Source organism: Halomonas sp. BMC6 (genome assembly GCF_964204995.1).
In the GTDB taxonomy this organism is placed as follows: Bacteria; Pseudomonadota; Gammaproteobacteria; order Pseudomonadales; family Halomonadaceae; genus Vreelandella.
Map to the genome: position 1 here is coordinate 3122842 of NZ_CAXNSH010000001.1, position 24813 is coordinate 3147654.

Sequence of the window (24813 nt, forward strand, 5' to 3'; positions counted from 1 at the left end):
AGCAAGGCAGTCGAGCCACTTAGAGCGACGGCTTAGGCAGACATCATTCGAAGTACGAGAGCCACTGCTCTGCTTGAGCATCCCCTAAATTGGCCGCTTGGGTCAGCGCAGCTTCGGCTTGGCGATCCTCTCCCCACCCATAGGCTAGCTGGCCGTACTGCCGCCAATCGCTTGCTGAATCAGTCAACGTTGCCAACTCTCGCCACGCCTCGAGCGCCTTGTCGACATCCTTGGCCTGTTGCCAAGCCGTGGCGCGCAAGCGAAGCGTGGCTTCATCGCGGGGAAGCGTGCCCGCCCCTAGAGCCGCCTCTAAATGCTCGGCAGCGCGTGCAGGCGTCCCTCCGGCCATATGCAGCTCGATCAGGGTGCGGCGTTCCTCTGGCGTAGAAAACTTACCCAACTGCCAGGCTGCTTCCCAAACGGCGGCGGACACACCTATCTGGCCTGCCTGCTGGGCAAGTCCGGCTGCTTGGCGCCATGCATCGGGGTCGCTGTCGGCATTCAACCCGTCCAATAGCCAGCTCAGCGCCTGTGCGTTATCCCCTGTGTTTCGGAGCACGACATTGGTGAGCGTTTGCTGGTCAGCCGTCAACTCCCCTTGTTTAAGCAGCGGCGCCAGCCACTCCATGGCCTGCTCCCAGCGCTCCTCTTCTGCCAACAGACGCACGAGCTGCCAAGCCGTGTCCGCGTAGCGATCACTGCCCGACGACTCGGATAGCCACTGTTCATACAGGGTAATGGCCCGATCTCGTTCGCCTGCAGCGCGGCGTAGCGACGCTTCGTCCCGCAGCCAGCGACGCAGCTGGCTATCGGGAACGCTAGGCCGTTGGCGGGCGCTGGCCAGCTCATCGGCAGCAGCAAGAGGATCGCCCTGGCGCACCAACGCACTGGCGGCTAGCTGATGATAAAGCGCGCTCGCCCATTGATCCGCGCGATTACCGCCCGAAAGCCGCTCTGACTGAGCCCGCGCATGGGTGATGATACGGCTTAGCACATCAGGGTCAGCAGAACCGCTTGGCTGGCTGGCCAACTGGCTCTGGAGCCGATTCAGGTCTTGAATCATGTCACCCGGCAGCGGCTCATTGGCCGTCGCGGTGAGACTCAGCGCGCTCAGTAGTATGACGCCCATCCATTGCGGCATCGTACGTTGACGGTGAGCGACAACGATAGGGCTGGTTGACGGATTTTTTCTTCGCGACATGTCACCGCTACCTTAACTGGAACTCAATACGCTGGGTGGCGCGACGTAACTGCTGACTTGGCTCGAACTGCCAGCGCGCAATCGCTTCTCGTGCGGCGTCTTCGAACACCCGGCGAGGCTGGGCATTGGTCACTCGAATGGAGCTTCCATCGACACTTCCATTACGCTGGATGACGAATTCCACCTCCACGAATCCCTCCATACCGCGGCGCTGTGCACGAGGCGGATAAGACGGATTGACGCGACTCGTCGGAGCTACTTGCCCCACACTCACCGGCTCGTTCGAGGGCGCAGGCTCTGCCGCCGGGGCCGCTTCCCGCTGCGCAGTGGCAGGCTCAGGAGACGGGGCCGCCGTTTCCGTAGGTTCGGGGGCGGGTTCCGGCGCAGGCTCAGGTGCTGGCTGGGGCTGCGGTGTAGGCTCAGGGCGCACCTCGGTCAGCTCCGGCAGCTCGCTTTCCAACTCGACGGGCTCTACCGGCGCGTCGGGTAGCTCCACGTCTGGCAGCGTAATCGCGCTAGTGGCGACCGGCGCAGGGGCTGGCGTCGGCATGGGCGGTGGCGGGGGAGCGGCTTGTGCAGGCGCCGGGGGGGGTGTCTCCTGTTCGGGCGCCACCTCCGGCGCTTCCACCATCGTCATGGACATCGACATGATGGGCTCGTCCACCTGCTGCTCTGGAGGAGCTACCAGTAGCGCTAGCATCCAGAAGAGCCCGATGGCCAGGGCAATACCGCCTAGCATCGATAACACATGCCGCATCATGGCCCACTCCGACTCGCTGCCACGGCGACCTGCTCGACACCCGCCTGCTGAAGACGGTCCATGACCTCGATCAACACGCCGGTCGTGGACTCTCGGTCGGCCTGAATGACCACCGAGCCCTCACCGCTCAGCATTCCAGCCACCTGCTGCCCAACGCGGTGAACGTCCACGGGCTGGCCATCCACCCAAACCGCTCCTTCCGGCGTGACGGCAACCAACACTTGGGCATCGGGGCGCGGGGTGGCGGCCGACGCCTCAGGGCGATCGATCTCCACTCCGCTCTCTTTGATAAAGCTGGTCGTGACGATAAAGAAGATCAGCATGATGAACACCACGTCCAACATCGGCGTCAGGTTCACCTCGTTGCTATCGTCAGCAGCCTCTATGGAACGGCGTCTACGCATCACTCTCCTCCAAGGCACGCGCTAAGCGGTCATGCAGACGCTGGTCTTCGCGGCGAATAACGTGCTCTAAACGGCTAATAAACAGCATACCCACCACCGCAATGGCCATGCCCGTCAGCGTGGGCAGCGTTGCCCGGGCAACGCCATCGGCCATGGCTCGAGCTTGATGGGTATCGCTCATCGAAAGGCTATCGAAAACGGCAATCATGCCCGTGACCGTCCCCAACAACCCGAGTAGTGGGCAAAGCGCCACGAGCAGCTTGATCCACGGCAGCGGCTGGCGCAGCTTGGCCACCAGCGCAGCACTCCATACATGGCGTAGCGTGCGCGCGCTCCAACTGCGGTGGTCGCTGCGCGCCGCCCAGCGGCGCACCAACTCATGGCGTGATCGCCGCCAGCTAAAGCGGTAATACCACCACCGCTCGATCGCCATGGCGAACACCACCACGGCCACCAGCGCCAGCACTACGAGTACGGCACCACCTGCATCGAGCAGCCGCTCAACGGGCGCCAGCCAAAGGGGTAACGTAGGCATACTAGGTCACCGTGCGAGCATGGGCCGTCGACTGCGCTTCCAAGTGATCTGCCAGCGTGGCGCTTGACTCACCTTCGATCACCTGAGTAATGAAACGACTACGGCTAGACAGCGCCGTTTGGGCAAACAGCAGCGGTACCGCCGTCACCAAACCCAGTACCGTCGTGACCAGCGCCTGACTGATCCCCCCCGCCATTAACTGCGGGTCGCCCGTGCCAAATACCGTGATGGCTTGGAACGTTACGATCATGCCCGTCACGGTGCCCAATAGGCCCAGCAGCGGTGCAATGGCGGCTAGCAGCTTGACGATGGGCTGACCACGCTCGATTTTAGGCAGCTCGGCGAGTACCGCTTCATCCAACCGCGCTTCCAGCGCCTCCGGGGTTTGATGTTTGTCCATCTCCTTAAAGCGCTGTAGAACACGCCCCAGAGGATTATCGGCACTGGGCTGATCCAGGGCTTGTCGCTGACGACGTACGCGTGCGCTAATCAACAACAGATACAGGTACTGCGCCAAAGCGACCAGCAGGCCGATGCCACCTAGCAGGACGACCACGTAACCGACATAGCCACCCTGCTGAAAACGCTCCCACAGCGAAGGCTGTTGAGCCAGTGCCTCCAGCACGCTGCCTTGGGTGGGGTCGATGGCAAACGCACGGCTCTCTCCCTGATGATACGCCGCCAGAAGCTCGCTGACCGCTGACGGGGTACGCGGCATTTCGGCGAGGGCGCCCTCCTCATCTTGCCCTTGCCGCAGCAGCGCAGACTCGGTGAAAGCGGCAAAATCACCCAGTCGAACGACGCTGCGCGGCGCTATGTCGCCGCTGGCATCCGCGACAGGCAATTCCAAGCGCTCGGCACGGCCCGTGTCCATGGTGAGAGCCGCCAAACGATCGACGACAGCCTCAATGTGCGGACGCTCCAACACGTCGACATCGTTTAAACGCGGTGGCAACGCATCGGCTTCAAGCGTGAGCCAGCTATCCCCTCCCAGCTCGTTGCGAAGTTCTTCACTGTGACGCGTTAGATCTGCCAATAGCGCCGTCAATGCCTCGCCCTGCTCCTCTTGGCGCTGAGCAAGTGCCTGCGCCTGCTCGTTCTGCTCGTCCTGCTGCGCTTCGAGCGAAGCCTGCTGCGCTTCGGCAGCCGAGTGGGCATCACGCGCCTCTTGCAAAGCGGCCTCTAACGCGTCTTGATCGTCCAAGAAAGATTGAAGACGCGCTTGGTCACGCGCTTGGGCAGCCTCGCGAGCCTCTCTTAACGAGCCGACATCGTCGCTTTGGGCCATGCCAACGTTGCTGCTCAACGCGCTGACCAGCAGCGTGAGGCAGAACCAGGCCTTGGGGCGAGAAAACAGACTCATGGCTGCGCTCCTTGGTCGTTAGCCGTGATCGAGAGTGGGAGCTGTAGAAGTTCTGGGGTGCGCTGGTCGGCCGCAATCCGCAGTCCGTTACGCACTTGGCGGCGAGCAGCCTCGTCGAGCGCGAGCCACGTCCCCTCTTCTTTATCCCAGACCCCTCCTTCGCGGCCATCGGGCGTCACGTAGTAAAAGCCAATACGGCCAATCCTCAGGTACTCCACTTCCCTGGGGGAAGCATCCGCTATCTCCAAACGGCCACGCCAGCTATCGACCTCGCGCCCATAGGCGAGCTCCGCCCGCCAGGCTTCGATTAGGCTTGCAATACGTTCGGCGCTACCCGCTTCGGGACTACCCGCTGACGCCACTCGGGCGAGGCGCTCATCGGTCAAAAAAGGCAGGTCTGACTCGATCCAACGGGTAAGCTGTTCGGTCATGTCCTGTTCGATCATGGGCAGCGCTGCGCGGGTATCGCTCAACGTATCCAGCGCTTGATTCAAGCGTTGCTGGCGTTCGGCCTCACTGGCCAAGCGGCTACTGAGCGTGGCGTTAGCAGCTTCCATCTGACGGGTTTCCCGCTCCAGGCGACGCAGCTCTTCAATGGCGGACCGTGTGGCTTCATCCGCACTATCGATTTGCTGTTGCAACTCAGACTGGGCTTGCTGGGCCTCGACACTTTGGGCCGCTTGATCCATCGTCTCATCACTTGCCATGAGCGTACCGCTGACTAGCACGCCCGCTAGGCAACATCCACGCAAGGCAAAGAAAGGCCTGTTCAGCACGTTATGTCTCCGTCACTGCTCAGCGCGCCATCAACCTCGGCGCGCTAAAACTCATTAGGTATAAGAACGATTTGCGTTTAACGCGTGCAGCGCATAGCGTACCACTAATAGAATTAATGACAATATTTATCATTAACATTCACTGACAGTAACTCGAACGGCAGGCATAAAAAACGGGAGCCTTCGGCTCCCGTAGCGGGCATCACAGCACGACCCTCAAAACGCCCAGTCGTCGTCTTCGGTGGCGACGGCTTTACCAATGACATAGGAGGAGCCCGACCCGGAGAAGAAGTCGTGGTTCTCATCCGCGCTGGGAGAGAGCGCGGCCATGATCGTTGGGTCGACGTCCGTCACGCTGCTGGGGAACAGCGGCTCAAAGCCCAAGTTCATCAGGGCTTTGTTGGCGTTGTAGTGAAGGAATTTCTTCACGTCTTCCGAGAGCCCCACTTCATCATACAGCGACTCGGTGTAGCGAACTTCGTTGTCGTACAGCTCCAGCAGCAGCTCATAGGCGTAATCTTTGACTTCCTGCTGACGCTCGGGCGTCTCTTCTGCCAGTGCCTGCTGGAACTTGTAGCCCACATAGTAGCCGTGTACCGCTTCATCACGAATGATCAAACGAATCAGGTCGGCGGTGTTGGTCAGTTTGGCGTGACTGGACCAGTACATGGGCAAGTAGAAGCCCGAGTAGAACAGGAACGACTCCAAGAAGACGCTCGCTACCTTACGCATTAGCGGATCGTCAGAGCGATAGCGATTCAAAATTAGCTCTGACTTCATCTGCAGCGTCGGATTCTCTTCGCTCCAGCGGAAGGCATCGTCTACATCCCGCGTGGCACACAGCGTCGAGAAAATCGAGCTGTAAGAGCGCGCATGCACCGATTCCATGAAAGCGATATTGGTGTATACCGCTTCTTCATGGGGAGTGCGAGCGTCATCCATCAGCACGGGGGCGCCCACGCTGCTTTGAATGGTGTCCAACAGCGTCAAACCGGTAAACACGCGAATGGTGAGCTGTTTTTCCTGCTGTGTCAGCGTGTTCCACGACTGGATGTCGTTGGAGAGCGGTACTTTTTCTGGCAACCAGAAGTTGCTGGTCAGACGGTTCCACACCTCGAGGTCTTTATCGTCCTGAAGGCGGTTCCAGTTGATCGCATTCACTCGCGACAAACGTTGCATTATGGTCATCAGCGTTCTCTCACAAACATCATCTTAAAAGCGTTACCCGATCACAGCGTGCAGGAGACGCAGCCTTCCACCTCGGTGCCTTCCAGGGCACTTTGGCGTAGGCGGATGTAATAAAGCGTTTTGATACCTTTACGCCAAGCGTAAATTTGCGCTTTGTTGATATCCCGCGTGGTGGCCGTATCCGGGAAGAACAGCGTCAACGAGAGGCCTTGGTCCACGTGCTTGGACGCTTCTGCATAGGTATCGATGATTTTTTCAGGGCCGATCTCGTAGGCATCCTGGAAGTAATCGAAGTTCACCTCGTTCAAGAACGGGGCCGGATAATAAACGCGACCCAGCTTGCCCTCTTTGCGAATTTCGATTTTCGCTGCCACCGGGTGAATGCTCGACGTGGAGTGGTTGATGTACGAGATAGACCCCGTTGGCGGTACCGCTTGCAGGTTACGGTTGTACAGGCCATGCGCCATCACAGAGGCTTTCAGCGTTTGCCAATCGTCTTGTGTGGGCAGTGCAATACCGCTGCGCTCGAAAAGGTGACGGACTTTCTCGGTACGCGGCAACCACGCCTGGTCGGTGTACTTATCGAAGAACGTACCCGATGCATAGGTGGAGTCTGCGAACCCGGCAAAGGTCTCACCGTGTTCGATGGCCAACTGGTTCGACGCACGAATGGCATGGAACGCAACGCAGTAGAAGTACAGGTTCGTGAAGTCCAACCCTTCTTCTGAGCCGTAATAAATATGCTCGCGAGCCAGGAAGCCGTGCAGGTTCATCTGGCCAAGACCGATGGCGCGCGATTTGGCATTACCCTCGGCGATGGAGGGAACGCTGCGCAGATTACTCATTTCAGACACGGCGGTCAGGCCGCGAATGGCGATCTCGACGCTGGTGCCGATATCACCGGAATCCATCACCTTGGCGATGTTCATCGAGCCGAGGTTACACGAGATATCTTGCCCTACCTGACGGTAGCCCAAGTCGTCGTCGTACTCGGTCGGCGTATTGACCTGCAGAATCTCGGAGCACAGGTTACTCATGTTGATACGGCCCGCAATCGGGTTGGCGCGGTTGACCGTATCTTCGAACATGATGTACGGGTAGCCAGACTCGAACTGCAGCTCGGCCAGGGTTTGGAAGAAGGCGCGAGCATTGATCTTGTGCTTGCGAATGCGCGCGTCGGCCACCATTTCATGGTACTTCTCGGTCACGCTGATGTCGCCAAACGGCACGCCGTAGACGCGCTCGACATCGTAGGGCGAGAAGAGGTACATGTCGTCGTTGCGCTTGGCCAGCTCGAACGTGATATCGGGAATGGTCACGCCCAGCGACAGCGTTTTGATGCGGATTTTCTCGTCCGCGTTTTCACGCTTGGTGTCCAAAAAGCGCAGAATGTCCGGGTGGTGGGCGTTGAGATAGACCGCTCCGGCACCTTGACGCGCACCTAGCTGGTTGGCGTAGGAGAACGCGTCTTCCAGCAGTTTCATGATCGGAATGATGCCCGACGACTGGTTCTCGATACGCTTGATCGGCGCGCCGGATTCGCGAATGTTGCTGAGCAGGAAGGCCACGCCGCCGCCACGCTTGGAGAGCTGCAGCGCGGAGTTGATGGAACGCCCGATGGACTCCATGTTGTCTTCGATACGCAGCAAGAAGCAAGAGACCAGCTCGCCCCGCTGGCGCTTACCACAGTTCAGGAAGGTGGGCGTCGCAGGCTGGAAGCGGCCGCTGATGATCTCGTCGACCAGCGACTTGGCCAGCGCTTCATCGCCACGCGCTAGCGTGAGCGCCACCATGCAAACCCGGTCTTCATACCGCTCGAGATAACGTTTGCCGTCAAAGGTTTTGAGCGTGTAACTGGTGTAGTACTTGAACGCACCCAAGAAGCTCGGGAAGCGGAATTTGTACGCATACGCCTGCTCGAACAGCGCTTTGACAAACGTAAAGCTGTACTGCGCCAGCACGTCGGCTTCGTAGTACTGCTCTTCCACTAGGTAGTCCAACTTCTCTTCCAAGGAGTGGAAGAACACGGTGTTCTGATTGACGTGCTGCAAGAAGTACTGGCGCGCCGCTTCGCGGTCTTTATCCAACTGCAGTTCGCCGTTGGCACCGTACAGGTTCAACATCGCATTCAGCGCATGGTAATCCAGCGTGCGCGCCTCGGTGGCTCCCGCAGCAGGGCGTTGATCTGCCGAGTTTTTTGCAGCTACGTTCTTAGAGACTGAGCTTGACGTTTCCAAAACTCTTCTACTCCTTTGCGGACCTTGGCGACATCGTCATCGGTACCAAACAATTCAAAACGATAAAGCAGCGGCACTTGGCACTTTTGGGCAATGATTCGCCCCGCCAAACCGTATGCGTCACCAAAATTAGTATTACCAGCAGCAATGACACCTCGTAAGAGGTGTCGGTTGTGCTCGTCATTTAAAAACCGAATAACCTGCTTTGGCACAGCCCCATTGGCCGAGCCACCTCCGTAGGTGGGGGTAACCAATATGTAGGGCTGCTCAATGCGTAGCGTCGGGTCTTCACGATGTAACGGCAGCCGCTGTGCACTTAAACCAAGCTTTTCAATAAAACGATGGGTGTTGCCTGACTTGGTGGAAAAATAGACCAGCGTACCTGCCTGCTCGGCTTCCACGTCAGCAGCGTGCATGGGTGACGATTACGCCAACGCTTGGATGCGGTCCGGACGGAAGCCCGACCAGTGCTCTTCACCGACGACCACGACAGGCAGCTGGCGGTAACCCAGCGCTTCGACTTCTGCTTGAGCACCCGTTTCGGCGGTAATGTCGATGACGGTGTAATCAAGGCCTTGCTTATCCAGCGCGCGATAGGTGGCAGTACACTGTACACAGGCAGGCTTGCTATAAATTTGGATTTCCATGGCTATTTTCCCTTTTCATAGCGGCAATTTTCAGGTAGTGCGCAGCGCTTGCTCTACCCCTCTAAAAGTCACCACGCATACTATATATAGACCAAGAGAAAATCAATTCAAGCATATATGGTATTTTTTCATCCACAGGTTATTGACAGCTCATGCCCAGCGCTATACCCAGACACAAAAAAAAACCGCTCCCTGATAGGGAGCGGCTTTCCAGCGGTGTCAGTAACTGACACCGCCCTCACAGGGCGTGAGTATTAGGCGATGGCGGCTTGGTAACGACGCTCGACATCTTCCCAGTTCACCACGTTGAAGAAAGCATCCACGTAGTCTGGACGCTTGTTCTGGAACTTCAGGTAGTACGCGTGCTCCCAAACGTCCAGACCGAGTACGGGCGTGTTGCCGTGCATCAACGGGCTATCTTGGTTGAGGGTATTTTCGACGACCAGCTTTTTCTCAGGCGTGACGGACAACCATGCCCAGCCGCTGCCGAAACGGCCCAGCGCGGCTTTTTTGAAGGCGTCTTTGAACGCATCAAGGCCGCCCAGCTCTGCGTCGATGGCTTTAGCCACGTCGCCATGCGGCTGGCCGCCACCGCTGGGTGACATCATTTGCCAAAACATGGAGTGGTTAGCGTGGCCGCCACCGTTGTTGATAACGGCTTGGCGCTTCTCTTCAGGTACGCGATCCAGGTTCGCCACCAGCTCTTCCACCGGCACGTCTTCTAGACCGGTGCCTTCCAGCGCACCGTTCAGGTTGGTGACGTAGGTGTTGTGGTGGCGAGAGTGGTGAATTTCCATCGTCATCGCGTCGATGTTCGGCTCGAGAGCATCGTAAGCGTACGGCAGTTCAGGAAGGGTATGTGCCATGCTATCTTCTCCTTGAGTGGCTTCTGTTGCGTTCACTACATTAGGTGTGGTCTTACTCCACCCTTTTCAACCACCGCCCCGGCAATTTTTTACCATCGGCGGCAAATCTTTGTCCCAGTACCTTAGTCAACTATTGTCAGTTTATCGAACCCGCCCGCAATAAAAAAGCCGACTTCTGGCGAAGTCGGCTTTTGACAGGCAGCAAGTTCAATGACTTACAGCTTGCTTTCCAGCTCCGGCAGGATTTCGAACAGATCCCCGACTAGGCCGTAGTCGGCCACCTGGAAGATCGGCGCTTCGTCGTCTTTGTTGATCGCGACGATCACCTTGGAGTCTTTCATGCCCGCCAAGTGCTGAATCGCGCCGCTGATACCCACGGCAATGTACAGCTCGGGCGCAACGATCTTACCGGTCTGGCCCACCTGCATGTCGTTGGGTACGAAGCCCGCGTCTACCGCCGCGCGGGAAGCGCCAATGGCCGCGCCCAGCTTGTCTGCAATGCCGTCCAGCAGCTTGAAGTTCTCGCCGTTACCCATGCCACGGCCACCGGAGATGACGACCTTGGCACCGCCGAGTTCTGGGCGGTCGCTCTGGGCCAGCTCTTCTTTGACAAAGCTGGATTGGCTGTTGTCAGCGGCGAACGCTACCGCTTCCACGGCTGCGCTGCCGCCCTGGCCCACCGCATCGAACGCGGTGGTGCGCACGGTGATAACTTTCAGCGCGTCGTCACTTTTGACCGTAGCGATGGCGTTACCGGCATAGATCGGGCGCAGGAAGGTATCGGCGCTTTCGACGCCGATCACATCCGACAGCTGGCTGACATCTTTCAGGGCCGCCAAGCGTGGCAGGACGTTTTTACCGGTAGTGGAAGCGCTGGCCAGTACGTGGGTGTAATCACCCGCCAGCTCCACCAGCAGCGCGCCCGTGGGCTCGGCCAGCTGGTGGGCGTACACGGCGTTGTCCGCCACGCGTACTTTGCTCACGCCGTCGAGTTTTGCAGCGGCGTCTGCCGCCGCCTGGACGCCTTCACCGGCGACCAGCACATCGATATCGCCACCAATGGCTTGGGCCGCTGCCACGACGTGGGCGGTGGCGCTGGCCAACTGACCTTCATGAAGGTCGGCAAGTACCAGAATGCTCATAGAATTCACTCCTTTCAAAGCATGTCGATCAACGTCACGCCGACCTTAGATCACTTTGGCTTCGTTTTTCAGTTTGTCGATCAGCTCGTCGACCGAGGCGACTTTGATACCGCCTTTGCGCTCGGCGGGGGATTCCACTTTGAGCAGCGTGACCTTGGAGGCCACTTCCACGCCGTAGTCAGCGGGGGTTTTGACATCCAGCGGCTTTTTCTTGGCCTTCATGATGTCCGGTAGCTTGGCGTAGCGCGGCTCGTTGAGGCGCAGGTCAGTGGTGACGATGGCCGGGAGTGTCAGCGCGACGGTTTGCAGGCCGCCGTCGATTTCACGGGTGACATTAACTTTGTCGCCGTCTACCGCCACTTCTGAGGCGAAGGTGCCTTGCGGCAGATTGGTCAGCGCGGCGAGCATCTGGCCGGTCTGGTTGTTGTCGGTGTCGATGGCCTGCTTGCCGAGGATGACGAGGCCGGGCTGCTCTTCGTCCACCACTTTGGCCAGCAGTTTGGCCACCGCCAGCGATTCGGCGCGCTCGTCGGTTTCAATGTGGATAGCGCGGTCGGCCCCCAGCGCCAGCGCGGTGCGCAGCTGCTCTTGGGCAGCCTTGGGGCCCACGGTCACGGCCACGACCTCGGTGGCCACGCCCTTCTCTTTCAGGCGCACCGCCTCTTCCACGGCAATTTCGCAGAAGGGGTTCATGGCCATTTTGACGTTGGTAAGGTCCACATCAGAATGATCCGCTTTGACGCGGATTTTGACGTTGTAGTCGATGACGCGTTTCACCGCGACGAGTACTTTCATAGGTTCCTCGCTTGGCTCGTGATAGAAGCCGTTAACCTGACTAGGCGCCGCCACCTAGTGGCCGCGCTCAAAATTCATGCAAGCGTTTGATAGGCTAGTAAATGAAAAACCCTATCAATTTGCCACAGCCTACCCACCAGCAACAACTTTCTCTTCGTGCGGCCTTGGTCGTAGCCCGCTGGTATCGCTGCTCGTACCGACACTTATAAAGTGTGCTTTTGCCATCGTAGGGGTGACCTGACACGGGTATTATGCCTATCATGGGAGATAACCAGAAGCAAACGACCGTTTTAAATTAAGGCCATCTTTTCATAAGCTAGTGCCCATTCGCTAGCCCGATACAGATGGCGCTTATGAGAATAAGGAGAAACCGGGTGAAAAACGTTGAACGCGATGTAATGGACTTTGACGTTGTCATCGTCGGCGCAGGCCCATCAGGGCTTGCCGCCGCTTGCCGCTTGATGCAGCAAGCCAACGAGGCCGAGCAAGAACTCACCGTCTGTGTCGTGGAAAAAGGCTCAGAGGTCGGCGCCCACATTCTCTCTGGGGCCGTCTTTGAACCTCGCGCACTGGCGGAGCTGTTTCCCGACTGGGAAGAGCGTGGTGCGCCTCTCACGACCCCTGCCGTTCGCGACGATGTATACCTGCTCAAAGATGCCGACAAAGCGCAGAAGATTCCCAATGCGCTCGTGCCGAAAAGCATGCACAACACCGGCGGCGATTTGACGCGCTACGTGATCAGTGCGGGCAACCTGTGCCGCTGGCTTGCGGAGCAGGCAGAATCGTTGGGCGTCGAGATTTTTCCAGGGTTCGCCGCTCAGGAAGTGATCGTCGAAGAGGGTGTCGTTCGCGGTATTTTGATTGGCGACATGGGCGTCGGTGCCGATGGCACTCCTAAAGATGGCCACATGCCCGGTATGGAGCTGCGCGCCAAGTACACGCTATTTGCCGAGGGTGCGCGCGGCCACTTGGGCAAGCGGCTGATCAATGACTTCTCTCTGAATGCAGGCCGTGACCCACAGCACTACGGCATCGGCTTGAAAGAACTATGGGATGTGCCCGCCGACAAGCACGAGCCCGGCTTGGTCGTCCACGGCTCTGGTTGGCCGCTGGATAGCAATACCCACGGCGGCTGGTTCCTTTACCATGCAGAGAATCAGCAGGTCGTCGTTGGGCTGATCATGGATCTTGGCTACCAGAACCCGTGGCTATCACCGTTCGATGAATTTCAGCGCATGAAGCACCACCCGGTGTTAAGCCAATATCTGGAAGGTGGTAAACGCGTGGCCTATGGCGCGCGGGCCATTGCCAAAGGCGGGTACAACTGCCTGCCGAAAATGACGTTCCCTGGCGGTCTGCTCATTGGCTGTGATGCGGGTACGCTCAACTTTGCCAAGATCAAAGGCCTACATACCGCCATGAAATCAGGCATGGTCGCAGCCGAGAGCGTCTTCGAGGCCATCCAAGGGGGTGATGAAGGTGGGCAAGAGCTCGCCAGCTTCACCCGCAAATGGGAAGCCAGCTGGGCCTATCAGGAGCTCAAAGAGAGTGCGAGCTTCGGCCCGGCCATACATAAATACGGCACGGTCGGCGGCGGCGCCTACAACTTCGTGAACCAACTGCTGGGCAATAAACTCCCTAACGTTCATGACACCACCACTGACCATGGGGCACTAAAGCCAGCCGCCGAATTCGAGAAAATCGACTATCCGAAGCCGGACGGCAAGCTATCGTTCGATAAATCCACCTCGGTGTTTTTATCGAATACGAACCACGAAGAGGATCAGCCTTGCCACCTGCGCCTTGCAGACCCCGATCTACCGATTCGTGAGAACTTGCCCAAATACGCCGAGCCCGCACAGCGCTACTGCCCGGCCGGGGTGTATGAAGTCGTCGAAGATGATCAAGGCCAGCCGCGCTTTCAGATCAACTTCCAGAACTGCGTGCACTGCAAGACCTGCGATATCAAAGATCCAGCCCAGAACATTACCTGGGTAGCTCCTGAAGGGGGCGGTGGTCCCAACTACCCCAACATGTAACTGCGTCTCGCCGTTGGCTGCCCAAACGAGGGCAGCCAACGGTGCTCCCTTCTGTATTCGCGCCTTTAGCGCGACGGCTCTTCATGAAAATACGCGGTATTCTTTCCCGCCTGCTTGGCGCGATACATGGCGGAATCGGCACGCTTCATCAGCGTTTGCTCATCGGCTCCATCGTCTGGAAACAGCGCCACTCCAATACTGACCGAAATCAAACACGTCTGTCCCTGCAACGAGAAAGGCTCTTGAATCGCAGCCACCAACTGCTCGGTGACACGCGTCACGGGCTCCCGATGGGTGATGTGTCTTAGCAGAATGACGAATTCATCGCCTCCGAGCCGGGCGACAACGTCGTGTTCACGCACGGAAGATAGCAGCCGTTTAGCCACCAGCTTGAGCAGCTTATCCCCCGCCTCATGGCCCAACGTATCATTGACGCTCTTGAAGCGATCCAAGTCCAAGAATAGAAGCGCGAAGCCTCCCTCCGCCTCCCGGTACCGCCCTATCGCGTGATCCACCAAATAGCTAAGATATGCCCGGTTCGGCAACTGGGTCAGCGTATCGTGAAACGCAAGATGTTCGATATAGTGCGCGTGACGCAGCCGCTCATCCGTCACCCGCTGACGCTCGCGGTGAAGCTGGTGGCTAAGCCGCGCCAGAAGCCCGAGGATCATCAGTGCCGCAAGACTCACGAAGAGCGCGCGCAGCCAGTAGCGACGTTCCATCGGGTAAGCGCGCGTCAACTGCTCCTCCACGGAGATACCGACCACGATGGACAAAGGGAAATGGAACAGTGGGCGTACCAGCGTTAGCCGCTCGACATCCTGCCAACGGGTAATGAAGGGCGTGTCGTCACTACTCATGATTTCATCATACGTCGGTAGCGCCATGGCGATGCTGGAGTACAGCCGAGTACCGCTTCGACCAATGCGGGTGACGTTACTCGCATCCACTAGCGCAAGTAGCCCCTGCTCTCCCAAGGCATTCTCGTTATAACCGCTAACGAAGTAGTCAGCGCCGACGGTTAGCGTCACCCACTCGGGCGCATCACGACCATGGCTCAGCATTCTGGCAAACAGCAGCTGCTGTCGCCCCGCCGACGAAAACGCCTCGACCAGCAGCCCGGGGGCCTCTGGCAGCGCAGGCACACTGTCACGCTGCGTGGCCGGCTCCCAAGCGCCCGTACGCTCTTTGACCCGTCCCTGTCCGTCTACGATGCTGACCGAAAAAATCACCTCAGGGGGCAACAGGTTACGCTCCGCCAGCGTTGCTAAAATGTCTGAGCGCTGCTGACTGGCGACGAAGTCGACGAGCTTCAACGTCGCATCGATCTCCCGCAGCGATCTCAACACCCTGGCTTCGTAGGTGTCCGCCATGTCACCAATCGAGAGTTCGATTTGGCGCTTGATCGCGGCCTGCTCACGGCTGACCAGATAGTGGGTGCTACTCAGAATGACCAGCACGATCAACACCCCGGCCGCGCCAAAGAGCGTCAGCGGCTCAGCTAGCCGATGTCGCCATGAGCGCGCGGCATGTTGCGCGTCCAGGCGCAGTACTGGACCTCGGATGTTATTCAACGGTGACCACCTTCAACCGCTCGTCCAAAAACCGAGAGTCAATGTAGCCGAGCGCGTTGGGATCGCGAACGAGCCGCTCTACCACCGCCTGACTATCCGCAAAGGTTTGTGGCGGTTGACCGCGTCCCGTAAAAATCAGCCTTGCCCAGTGAGCGCGCAACTGGGCCTGTGTTTTTCCAATGTAGCGACGATAAAACTCGCCGCGCTCCCGTGACCGCTCGGATTGGTCGATAGGCGTGACCACCGTTCGCCCCTGTCGCAGCGTTCGGCTCTCCAAATAGAGGTCCTTGAGCTCTTGCCGCTGAATCCGGGTCAATTCTGCCTCGGCGGATACCACCACGAGCAGATCCGCAACGCCTGTACAAGGAAGTAGAGCGAACAGTAAACAGCAGCACCATCGGGGTAATCGCTTAGCCATCGTCACTCTCCCTAAAACACAAAGTCGAGCGCAAGGCTGAACAAATTCATGTCGCCACCTGGCTGAAAGCTGGGCTGCTGATTGATCAGCCCACCAGGCGATCCAGAACGAAAATCGATATGGTCATACTGTACCGTCAACGCCATTCCGGGTCGAAAATCCCATCGCAAACCAAGAGTGCTGCTGTCCTGAGACAGACTGGACGACAAGAGCGCATTGAGCGTGCCATTGAGCAATACGGCCGCATCGGACAACGGAGGAGGATAAAGCGCCGAGGGCAGGCCGGGCTCGGACCGATTGCTGAGCACGCGGGCTCTGCCCACCCCTGCATAGGGGGTCCATTGCCCAATGCGGTATCCAGCCGTCATGTGGGCGCTTTCGATAGTACCCAACAACGTTGACGATGAGAGCCGCGCCCACTCCCCCTCTACGAACCATGAACCCGGGTCGTAGTTTACGCCGACGCTCAAAATACGCACCGGTTTACCATCCACTTCGTAGCGGTCGGCCAGCGCCTCTCCAGGCGGTCCAAACAGTCGATACACATCAAAAAACTGGGTCAACTCCTGCGCTCTGACATTGACCTCGCCATAGCTGGCAAAGAGCGTCGTATCGCCCCAGCGGGTGTGCTGAGAGACTCCCCACGAGTCAGAAGACTCGATATCCCCCGTTTCATATTCAAGGCTACCGCCACCGTAGCTAAGACGCAGATCGTTAATCGACTCTCCCAGATAGTAGCGATAGCGTAGATCGACGCCATCGAAGTTGGCGACGGGAACCAGACGGTAAACTTCCGCAGGCGGTCTGACCCAAGGCGTCGCAAAACTCACTTTGCGGTATTCGGAGTTCATAAAGCTGCCTTGCACCATTCGCCCAGCACGGAGGCTGAGCGTCGGCGTGGCGTCATACTGCAGATACGCCCACTCGATGTCTGGGGAGAAAGAACCATCGAAGCGCTTTTCGCTGACGACCTGGACGGTCGCGGAGAGTGAAGAGGTGGCGGCTAGCGTCGTTTGAAGTCCCAACCGGCTATCGACTTCAGCACTCCACTCCCCGCTGTAGCCAGCGCCGGAGGACGCCAGTGGGTCGGCGACGAAATCGGCATTGGTCACATCGGAATGCACCACGCCCAGCGTGCCAAACCCATTCAGGGTAACGCTAGGCAGTGAGGTGTCGGCCATGGTAGCGCCGCTGTATACCGCGAGAGAGATGGCGCAAGACCAGACGAACTGCCTTCGCATGCCGATTACCTGTTGGGTAAATAGTTAACTGCAAAGCATTTAATCGGCCAGATTAGGTGAAGTCAAACACCATGTGCGCGCGGAGCGTCAACGTCAGCTCACGGCGCTGTTCGCAGGCTCCATGATTTCGATAGGCGCGCGGCGCGCGATCAAACGTCGCCGCCCCGCCTGGGCAAAACGTACGTCGATGACCGGGTCCGAGGGGTTTCCTTCGACGGCCGCGACTTCGCCCTCGCCAAAGACCGCATGCAGCAGTCGCTGGCCAGGGTAGAAGTGACTATTGGCTTGGTAGCCGGCAGCGGGTTCTTTCACCTGGGGTGCCGCCAAGGGAATGTCCTCACGCCCCACTTTTGTCAGATAGCGCCCCACCAGACTGGGAGAGTTCACCTCAATGGGCTCGCTAGGCGGCCGCGAGTGCGCGAGGCACTCGGCGATGCGCATACCGTCCTGCCAGGCGCTTTCCGCGATGAAGCGACTCGGCTTATGAGCTCCGCCATCGTGCAGCACGAGCAGTTGCTCCTTGGCACGAGTGATGGCGACATAGAATAGCCGCCGCTCCTCTTCTAGCCGCTCATCGCTGAGGGGATTGTCGCGGCTGTAGTGAGGAAAGTCTTCTTCATTGACGCCCGCCACCGCGACCAAGGGCCACTCCAATCCTTTGGCACCGTGCACCGTGCTGATCAGCACGCCACCTGCCTGATTCTCTACGGGACGCTCGAGCAATTCGATAAACGCATCGGGATCTTGCACGCTCTGGGCCTGCTCGATCAGCACGTCCAGCAGGCGCACGTCCTCCTCCCCCTTATCGCGTCTCGCCGCGGCGCGCTTCAACGTCTTTTCCGCATCGATAGCTTCGACCACGTGGCTAAGCAGTTTTGCCGGTGGCCAAGCACTCAGCGTTGGCAACTCACACAGCAATTCCCAGCGTTTTTTGAGAGTGCGCCGCTGGAGCGGTTTCAATGAAGCCAGCACGGGTTCATGGCGCTCCGGCCACTGCTGAGTGCTCGCTAGCTGGTGGGCCAAGCGCTGCAAACGCTCTCTGGCAACGAACGGGGTCGGCTGGGCTAATAGCAGCAGCAGTTGTTCGGGATCGTGTAGCAGTTCAGGACGCCTGGAGAGCTTCAAATAGCCAGCCAGCGCTTGCACCAAAGGCAAGCGAAATACGAAGCGGTCTTCCCGCAATAGCCGAAAGGGAATGCCCGCCTGAAGCAGCGCGAGCTGGAACGGTACCGACAGTGCCCAACTACGCACGAGCAGGCTGGCATCGCTCAATGCCCGCCCCTGGGCCTGCCAATCCACGAGTGCATCCAACAGCAAGCGGCTGCCTTGGCCCACAAAGACACGGGTATTGGGATTTTGGGCGTCCGCCAAACAGAGCTGATCCGGCCGACGCTGATTGGCCATGATGGCGTGATTGGCCGTGAGCGCCAGCGCGTGACCATGACGAAAGGTCATCGACAGGGGATAGTCGGTGGCGTCGCCGAAGGTAGCGGTAAAGTTCTCCAGCATCGTATCGGGACGCGCCCCCCGCCACTCATAAATGCACTGATTGGCATCGCCAACCGCCATGACGTTCGCCGTGGGGCCAGCCAACACGGCAAGCAGCCGCTGCTGAACCGTATTGATGTCTTGATACTCATCGACGATCACATGATCCAAAAACCCTTCGACACGCTGGCGAAGTGAGGCATCGGCTTCCAGGGCCTGCAAGGGGCGGTAGAGCAGATCCGCATAGCTCATCACTCCCTCCGCCTCCAGAAGGCGTTCGGCCTCGACGAAGGCGGCAGGAAAGTAGTCCGTGTCTGGCTCGAACTGAAGCCGCTCGTAGAGCGTCTCAGCGGGCAACATTTCCGCCTTTACCAACCCGCAAAAATGCGCCAGCGCTTCCAACCGGTCGCCCTCTAGCGCAGCGTCGCGGCGCTCCACTTGGTCGGCCAGCACGTTCAAACTGGCCTGACGCAGCAAGCGCTCCATCTGCCACTCGGCGGAGAGTAACCGTCGAGGCGCCAGCGCCCCCCAACGACACAAGCTCTGAGTGAGACGATGTCCTAAAGAGTGAAACGTGCGCACATCAGGCAGCGGCTGCCCCGCAGGCGCCATACTGGCCAAGCGTCGCTGAAAATCCTCTTTTGCGGAGCGGTTGAACATCAGCACCAGCATCCGCTTGGGAGCAACGCCGCTCGACAGCAGATGCAGTACTCGCGCGGCCATGGTCGTGGTCTTACCCGCCCCTGCCACGGCGGCAACACGAGCATGCCCTTCGCCATGGTGAACCACCGCTTGCTGTTCGGCCGTTAGCTTCACGGCGCCTCACTTGGCATGCTATCGCTCCATTGGCCAAGCGGGTGCCAGTGTCCTGCACTGTAGAGCAGGCAAGCCGTGTGCCCTTCGGCGGTTTCGTCGACGCGGGCTTGCTCCACCAAGCGATAGAACACGTTACGATGCAGCCGAGCCGCCAAGCCAAAGCGAATGGCACACTCGGGTGCTAACTCGCCGTCGGGTGTCATCGACAGCGATAGGGGGTGATCACCGTCCAGACGCACCATATCCTCGAACTGGGTCGTCAGCCACCAGGCATCGTCGCGAAAATCGGCCTCGACGATCATTAAAGGGCGATCGTCAACGATCACTCGCCAGCGCTCCGCAGGAGTCACCAGGCAATACCCGTCCGCATCCCGCCGTAAAAGGCTGGCAAGCAGTTTAGCAATCGCCGGGCGCGCGAAGGGCCTGCCTTCATGCAGCCAAGTGCCATCCGCCTGGATACGAATGTCTATATCGCCCGATAGCGCGGGCTGCCAAGTGTCGACAGGGGGAATGGTCGCCGAGCCGCCGGATTGCTGAAGTAGCCGATCAATGTTCATTGCCATACTCCCCAAAAGACCGCGCGTTACACTACCAGCCCAGATTGTGCCAGCGCCTCTTTTACATGGGCAGGCGCATCGGGCGCGGCAGCACGGAAAAGATGGTAGAAGTTCACCGTCGTCTGCATGGCGACCTCGTCGACGCTGATGCCTCGTTCACGGGCAATGCACTCAGCCACCTCGACGACCCACGCGGGTTCGTTGGGCTTACCGCGGTGGGGAACGGGTGCCAAGTAAGGGCTGTCGGTTTCGATGAGCAGCCGATCCAATGGAAGCTGGCGTGCCAGCGTGCGTAACGACGCGGCGTTGCGAAAGGTGATAATACCGGAGAGCGAAATGTAAAACCCCAGCCGAACGGCTTCTCGGGCCATCTCCAGGTCTTCGGTGAAGCAGTGGATCACACCTCCCACCTGCGGATTGCTATACTCCCGCAGTAACGCCAACGTATCTTCTTTCGCCTCACGGGTATGGATGATCACCGGTAGCTCTAGTTCGCTCGCGGCCATCAGGTGCCGTTTGAAGCGCTCATGCTGGACGCTTAGCGGTACGCTCTCCTGGTAGTGATAATCCAGCCCGGTTTCGCCAATGGCCACCGCGCCATACTGCTCGGCAGCGTCGACGATCTCGTCGACGCTGGGTTCGTGCGCCGCCTGATACAGCGGATGCAGACCGGCGGAGATCGCAACGTCATGGTGCTCTCTGGCAATGGCGGCCAGCCCAGGCAGCTCCTCCAGCGTCGTCGAAATCGCGAGAAACTGGCTAACGTTCGCTTGACGCGCAGCGTCCAGGGTGGCCGCCACATCGCCACCGTGGGTATGTTCCGATAAACGGTCGAGATGACAGTGAGAGTCGACAAACATGCAGGGCTCTTTGAGTGTAAAGAAAAAAGTGCTGAATTAGAGCGTAAATGAAGGAGGCGCTTTATCGAGCTGGCCCGCCAGCAGCGTCTCGATACGATCGCGAACGGAGTAATCCTGCTGGCTAAAGTGCACGCCAATGCCCGGCATACGCCGACCGCTCACGCCTTCGGGAGATATCCAAATCACCTGCCCTGTCACCGAAAGACGCTCACTCTCCCCTGGCAGGGTCAGCAGCAGCATGACCGACTGCCCAAGGCCGTAGAGTGTTTTCGTCGGTACGAAAATACCTCCACGGTCCAAAAAGGGCATATAGGCGGAAAGCAGCGTCGGCACATCCGGTATCGTCAAAGAGAGCGCTTTTTGGGCAGCCATCACGACCTCGTTACAACAAGTGGTTAGGAGCGCAGCAGCGCAGACCAGCGAACTAGCCACGCTTCCAAAACGAGCTGGGGATTTGGGTTGGCACCTACGGCGAACAGGCGGCGCTGCTCTCGGGCGTAATCCAGCAGCCGGAACCAGTCTTGAACGCGGCCATTTTTGACCGCCTGTCGATAGAGCGGCACCAAATCGGGATTGTGCAACACGCTCTGCTCGCCGGAAAGCCCCAGACGAATCAAGTCCTCAAGCCATGCGATACCGTACCACAAGATGGCATCGATGGCTTGGCGATCCAGCCTCGCGGCTTCCGATACCGGCTCTGCACCGCGTACCAACTGCTCGAAACAGTCGTGAATTTGATGCCGTAGGGCACGCTCATCGGGGGCAGCAAGTTCCACTGCCAAGAGCGGTAACCCGCCGGAGACGCGCCACCAAAAGTGTGCCTCATCATCTCCCAGGTGCTGCGTCAGCCAGCCTTTACATGCCTCGAACGGTACGCTGGCCAGTGGCCACTGCTGACAGCGTGAGCGAATGGTCGGCAGCGTGCGAGACGGCACGTCCGATAGCAGGATAAAGAGCGTTTTGTCGCCAGGCTCTTCCAAGCTTTTCAACAGCGCATTGGCAGCGGCAACGTTCATCGCTTCCGCCGGGGAAATGACAATAACGCGATAACCGCCCTGCTGGGCCGTTTGCGACACGAACCGGTTCACATCGCGGATCGGGTCGATACGAATTTGACGCTTCCCCTCCTCCGGCGACACCCGCAACAAGTCAGGGTGATAGCCCGAGGCCAGCATGGCGCAGCTATGGCACTGTCCACAGGCCTGATCGCCAGGCGCTGCACACAGCGTTCTAGCAATCAGCGCCTCCGCCAACTGCTGCTTGCCGACGCCATGGGCACCGCTGATCAGCAGCGCGTGGGGGAGTCGTCCGCTATCGGCCAGACGCACCAACTGCTGCCAGGTCGAATGGTGCCAGGGCAAAACGCCGGTTACCGCCATTGCGCAACCCGCTCTTCCAGCACACGACTCAGCGCTACTTGAACGTCTTGCAGCGGCTGGGCCGCGTCAATGAGTGCAAAACGCTCCGGCGCAGACGCGGCTCTTTCTAGATAAGCGCGGCGCACGGCCATGAAGAACTCCACACGTTCTTGCTCGAACCGATCACGCTGCGTATTGAGATCGCGCAAACGGCCCTCAAGGCGCTCCTTGGCAGCCTCTGGGGACATATCGAGCAGTAGCGTCACATCCGGGGCAAGCCCCCGCTGCACGAACTGCTCCAACTGTGCGATACGCTGTGCATCGATACCACGTCCACCGCCCTGGTAGGCAAAGGTCGCGTCGGTGAAGCGATCACACACCACCCACGCGCCCCGCGCCAGCGCGGGCAGAATTTTCTCCGCTAGGTGCTGTGCACGGGCGGCAAAGACGAGTAGCAGTTCAGCGTCCACGCTCAGTGGCTCATTGGGCGACGGGTCGAGCAGCAGCTCGCGGATGGCCTCTGCACGTGCCGTACCACCGGGCTCCCGTGTGCGCACCACCTCGATGCCCCGCTCCTTTAGCCACGCTTCGACAAACGCTACGTTGGTCGACTTACCGACTCCCTCACCGCCTTCCAGAGTGATGAAGCGCCCACGCTTGCTCATTGCTGCCCCTTACTCAATTGAGACACCATCTATGGTCGATGGCGGCGATTTAACGATTACGAATATAGCGATTGACGGCATTATTATGCTCGCGCAAGGTGCGCGAAAAGTGGTGCGTGCCATCGCCTCGGGAGACGAAATAGAGCGTGTCGCCAGGCAGAGGGTTCACCGCGGCCTCCAGCGCAGCACGCCCCGGCATGGCGATCGGGGTGGGCGGCATACCGTCGATCACGTACGTGTTGTAAGGCGTCGCTTCCCGCAGGTCTGCACGGGTGATTCGGCCATCATACCGCTCCCCCATCCCATAAATGACCGTTGGGTCCGTCTGTAGACGCATGCCACGCTCCATACGCCGCTTGAAAACGCCGGCAATTTCCCGACGCTCTTCCGGCGCACCGGTTTCCCGCTCGATCAACGAGGCCATGATGAGCGCTTCGTAAGGGGAATCGATCGTGAGATCCTCGTCCCGTTCTGCCCACACCTCCTCCAGAATACGCTCCATCCGCTCCAGCGACTGACGCAAGATGTCCACATCGCTCATGCCCAAGTGATAGCGATAGGTGTCGGGAAAGAACCAGCCTTCTGGATATGTACCATCACGGCCCAAGAGCGACATGATCTCTTCATCGCTCATGTCGGCCGTGCGGTGCTCAAGCTTGGGAGCCGTATCGAGCAGGGCGCGCATTTGGCGAAACGTCCAGCCCTCAGGCACAGTCAGCGAGTAGGTCACGACATTGTTACTGCCAAGTAGAGCAATGACCTCCAATCCGCTCATCCCAGGCATGAGACGATACTCACCCACGCGCAGCTGCGGCACTTGCTCTGGGTCGATGCGAGCCAGCAGCCGATACGCCCAGGCATCCTCTAGCACGCCTTGCGAAGCCAAATCACGTACGACCTGATGAAATCCAGCACCTGCAGGTACTTGGTAAAGGGTGGGCTCCTCAAGGGCAATGGGTGCCGCAAGGCGCTGCTGCCAATAGGCATAGCCACCCAGCACGGCGGCCATGGCCAGCACCACCAATACCCCTAAGACGGCAAATAACCGTTTCACGTTGATACCTCGATCATGTTATGGAAACACGCTTGGGTAGCCCAGCAGCCGATGCGCTTCGGTTTGTAACGGGTCCACTGCAAAACGCGGCCAGGTTGCCAGCTCGCAACCGTGCGCCTCTCTCAATTCACGCACGGGCCAAACCCCTTGCACTGAATTGCCTACCCAGAGTCGCTCGACGCTGGGTAGGTCGTCGACGGCCAGCGGCGCCTCATGGATCATGCCAGCGTCAAGCAGAGCCGCGCGCAAGGTCCCCGCAACACCGCACTGGTCGACGCGCGGGGTATACAGATGTCCCCGTGACGACCAAAAGAGATTCATGCTGGTGGCTTCCACGACGTTACCTGCTTGGTCGACGAGAAGCCCTTCGGCGACATGGGGCTCGTGCCACTCTTGACGCGCCAGCACGTTCTCCAGACGATTGAGATGCTTGATGCCTGCGAGTAGCGGCTGGTGCCCCAACCGAAGGTGGCATAGACGCACGCACACACCATGCTGCCAACGCGATTGATTGGCCGTAAAGGGCGTACGTCGAGCTAACAGTCGTGGTGCTACCTGATCAGGTAACGCATACCCTCGACCGCCGCTTCCACGGGTCAAGATCAGTTTAAGAACTTCCAGCGCTGCCTCAGGTGGCGATTGCCAAGCCTGAGACAGCTGCCAAGCAGACGGCAATGGAATATTCAAACGTTGGCAGCCCTTTGCCAATCGGGCGTGATGGTACTCCCACAGCACGGGCTGCCCATCGCGTAGTAAGACGGTTTCGAATAGACCATCGCCATACGCCAGCCCGCGGTCATCGAAGGGCACCTGGGGCATCGGCATCAAG

25 protein-coding genes are annotated in these 24813 nt (G+C 59.1%); 1 reads left to right on the top strand and 24 read right to left on the bottom strand.

Translation table 11 applies throughout. The features are described from left to right. Positions 1-43: 43 nt before the first annotated feature. The 13 genes from AB6K10_RS15285 to AB6K10_RS15345 form a co-directional block, all read right to left on the bottom strand. Positions 44-1201, bottom strand: a complete 1158-nt coding sequence (locus AB6K10_RS15285) for a hypothetical protein (protein ID WP_339119226.1) — start codon at positions 1199-1201, stop codon at positions 44-46. A 7-nt stretch (positions 1202-1208) separates the two neighbouring features. Beyond that, a complete protein-coding gene (locus AB6K10_RS15290) occupies positions 1209-1961 on the bottom strand; it encodes an energy transducer TonB (RefSeq protein WP_305946694.1) in 753 nt (250 codons plus the stop codon). Beyond that, positions 1958-2365, bottom strand: coding sequence for a biopolymer transporter ExbD (locus tag AB6K10_RS15295; protein WP_285263166.1), 408 nt, complete (start codon positions 2363-2365; stop codon positions 1958-1960). The genes AB6K10_RS15290 and AB6K10_RS15295 overlap by 4 nt, the downstream gene beginning before the upstream one ends. Continuing rightward, on the bottom strand, positions 2358-2900 hold the full coding sequence (locus AB6K10_RS15300; RefSeq protein WP_159342494.1) for a MotA/TolQ/ExbB proton channel family protein: 543 nt from the start codon (positions 2898-2900) through the stop codon (positions 2358-2360). The genes AB6K10_RS15295 and AB6K10_RS15300 overlap by 8 nt, the downstream gene beginning before the upstream one ends. A gap of 1 nt (position 2901) precedes the next feature. Further along, on the bottom strand, positions 2902-4263 hold the full coding sequence (locus tag AB6K10_RS15305) for a MotA/TolQ/ExbB proton channel family protein (RefSeq protein ID WP_339119227.1): 1362 nt from the start codon (positions 4261-4263) through the stop codon (positions 2902-2904). After that, positions 4260-5039, bottom strand: coding sequence for a DUF3450 domain-containing protein (locus AB6K10_RS15310; protein ID WP_339119228.1), 780 nt, complete (start codon positions 5037-5039; stop codon positions 4260-4262). Before AB6K10_RS15310 ends, AB6K10_RS15305 begins: the two co-directional genes overlap by 4 nt. Positions 5040-5255: 216 nt before the next feature. Beyond that, a complete protein-coding gene (gene nrdF, locus AB6K10_RS15315; RefSeq protein ID WP_159342496.1) occupies positions 5256-6227 on the bottom strand; it encodes a class 1b ribonucleoside-diphosphate reductase subunit beta in 972 nt (323 codons plus the stop codon). Positions 6228-6268: 41 nt separating this feature from the next. Next, on the bottom strand, positions 6269-8374 hold the full coding sequence (gene nrdE / locus AB6K10_RS15320) for a class 1b ribonucleoside-diphosphate reductase subunit alpha (protein ID WP_368473629.1): 2106 nt from the start codon (positions 8372-8374) through the stop codon (positions 6269-6271). A gap of 56 nt (positions 8375-8430) precedes the next feature. Then, on the bottom strand, positions 8431-8880 hold the full coding sequence (gene nrdI / locus AB6K10_RS15325; protein WP_339119230.1) for a class Ib ribonucleoside-diphosphate reductase assembly flavoprotein NrdI: 450 nt from the start codon (positions 8878-8880) through the stop codon (positions 8431-8433). A gap of 9 nt (positions 8881-8889) precedes the next feature. Beyond that, a complete protein-coding gene (nrdH, locus tag AB6K10_RS15330) occupies positions 8890-9111 on the bottom strand; it encodes a glutaredoxin-like protein NrdH (RefSeq protein ID WP_058577666.1) in 222 nt (73 codons plus the stop codon). A 254-nt stretch (positions 9112-9365) separates the two neighbouring features. After that, complete coding sequence (locus AB6K10_RS15335; RefSeq protein ID WP_339119231.1) at positions 9366-9977, bottom strand: superoxide dismutase; 612 nt, start codon at positions 9975-9977, stop codon at positions 9366-9368. A gap of 215 nt (positions 9978-10192) precedes the next feature. After that, positions 10193-11119, bottom strand: a complete 927-nt coding sequence (locus tag AB6K10_RS15340) for an FAD-binding protein (RefSeq protein WP_339119232.1) — start codon at positions 11117-11119, stop codon at positions 10193-10195. A 45-nt stretch (positions 11120-11164) separates the two neighbouring features. Further along, entirely contained in the window at positions 11165-11914 is a 750-nt protein-coding gene (locus AB6K10_RS15345) for an electron transfer flavoprotein subunit beta/FixA family protein (protein WP_062373473.1), read from the bottom strand. 374 nt (positions 11915-12288) lie between these two features. Here AB6K10_RS15345 and AB6K10_RS15350 point away from each other — a divergent pair, with 374 nt between their 5' ends. Beyond that, entirely contained in the window at positions 12289-13953 is a 1665-nt protein-coding gene (locus tag AB6K10_RS15350) for an electron transfer flavoprotein-ubiquinone oxidoreductase (RefSeq protein WP_339119233.1), read from the top strand. A gap of 65 nt (positions 13954-14018) precedes the next feature. On the opposite strand, the gene AB6K10_RS15355 is transcribed toward AB6K10_RS15350, so the two are convergent. The 11 genes from AB6K10_RS15355 to pabC all read right to left on the bottom strand — a co-directional run bounded on the left by AB6K10_RS15355 (position 14019) and on the right by pabC (position 24809). Beyond that, positions 14019-15527 carry a diguanylate cyclase gene (locus AB6K10_RS15355; protein WP_339119234.1) on the bottom strand — a complete coding sequence of 503 codons (1509 nt, stop codon included), beginning with the start codon at positions 15525-15527 and terminating at the stop codon, positions 14019-14021. After that, positions 15520-15945 carry a phosphate ABC transporter substrate-binding protein gene (locus AB6K10_RS15360; RefSeq protein WP_339119235.1) on the bottom strand — a complete coding sequence of 142 codons (426 nt, stop codon included), beginning with the start codon at positions 15943-15945 and terminating at the stop codon, positions 15520-15522. The genes AB6K10_RS15355 and AB6K10_RS15360 overlap by 8 nt, the downstream gene beginning before the upstream one ends. A gap of 11 nt (positions 15946-15956) precedes the next feature. Continuing rightward, positions 15957-17126 carry a porin gene (locus AB6K10_RS15365; protein WP_339119236.1) on the bottom strand — a complete coding sequence of 390 codons (1170 nt, stop codon included), beginning with the start codon at positions 17124-17126 and terminating at the stop codon, positions 15957-15959. A 153-nt stretch (positions 17127-17279) separates the two neighbouring features. Continuing rightward, on the bottom strand, positions 17280-19490 hold the full coding sequence (locus AB6K10_RS15370) for an ATP-dependent helicase (protein ID WP_339119237.1): 2211 nt from the start codon (positions 19488-19490) through the stop codon (positions 17280-17282). After that, positions 19487-20047 (bottom strand): DUF1285 domain-containing protein, encoded by a 561-nt coding sequence (locus tag AB6K10_RS15375; RefSeq protein ID WP_339119238.1) that lies wholly within the window; start codon positions 20045-20047, stop codon positions 19487-19489. The genes AB6K10_RS15370 and AB6K10_RS15375 overlap by 4 nt, the downstream gene beginning before the upstream one ends. 26 nt (positions 20048-20073) lie before the next feature. Beyond that, entirely contained in the window at positions 20074-20907 is an 834-nt protein-coding gene (locus AB6K10_RS15380; RefSeq protein ID WP_339119239.1) for a TatD family hydrolase, read from the bottom strand. Positions 20908-20943: 36 nt separating this feature from the next. Beyond that, a complete protein-coding gene (locus AB6K10_RS15385; RefSeq protein WP_159342507.1) occupies positions 20944-21279 on the bottom strand; it encodes a PilZ domain-containing protein in 336 nt (111 codons plus the stop codon). Between the two features lie 23 nt (positions 21280-21302). Then, a complete protein-coding gene (locus AB6K10_RS15390; protein WP_339119240.1) occupies positions 21303-22286 on the bottom strand; it encodes a DNA polymerase III subunit delta' in 984 nt (327 codons plus the stop codon). Then, a complete protein-coding gene (gene tmk, locus AB6K10_RS15395) occupies positions 22277-22930 on the bottom strand; it encodes a dTMP kinase (RefSeq protein WP_339119241.1) in 654 nt (217 codons plus the stop codon). The genes AB6K10_RS15390 and tmk overlap by 10 nt, the downstream gene beginning before the upstream one ends. Before the next feature lie 49 nt (positions 22931-22979). Then, the gene (gene mltG, locus AB6K10_RS15400) at positions 22980-23984 is read right to left on the bottom strand and encodes an endolytic transglycosylase MltG (RefSeq protein WP_285263379.1); all 1005 of its coding nucleotides are present in this window, start codon (positions 23982-23984) and stop codon (positions 22980-22982) included. Positions 23985-24002: 18 nt separating this feature from the next. Continuing rightward, a complete protein-coding gene (gene pabC / locus AB6K10_RS15405) occupies positions 24003-24809 on the bottom strand; it encodes an aminodeoxychorismate lyase (protein WP_339119242.1) in 807 nt (268 codons plus the stop codon). Between the last annotated feature and the right edge of the window lie 4 nt (positions 24810-24813).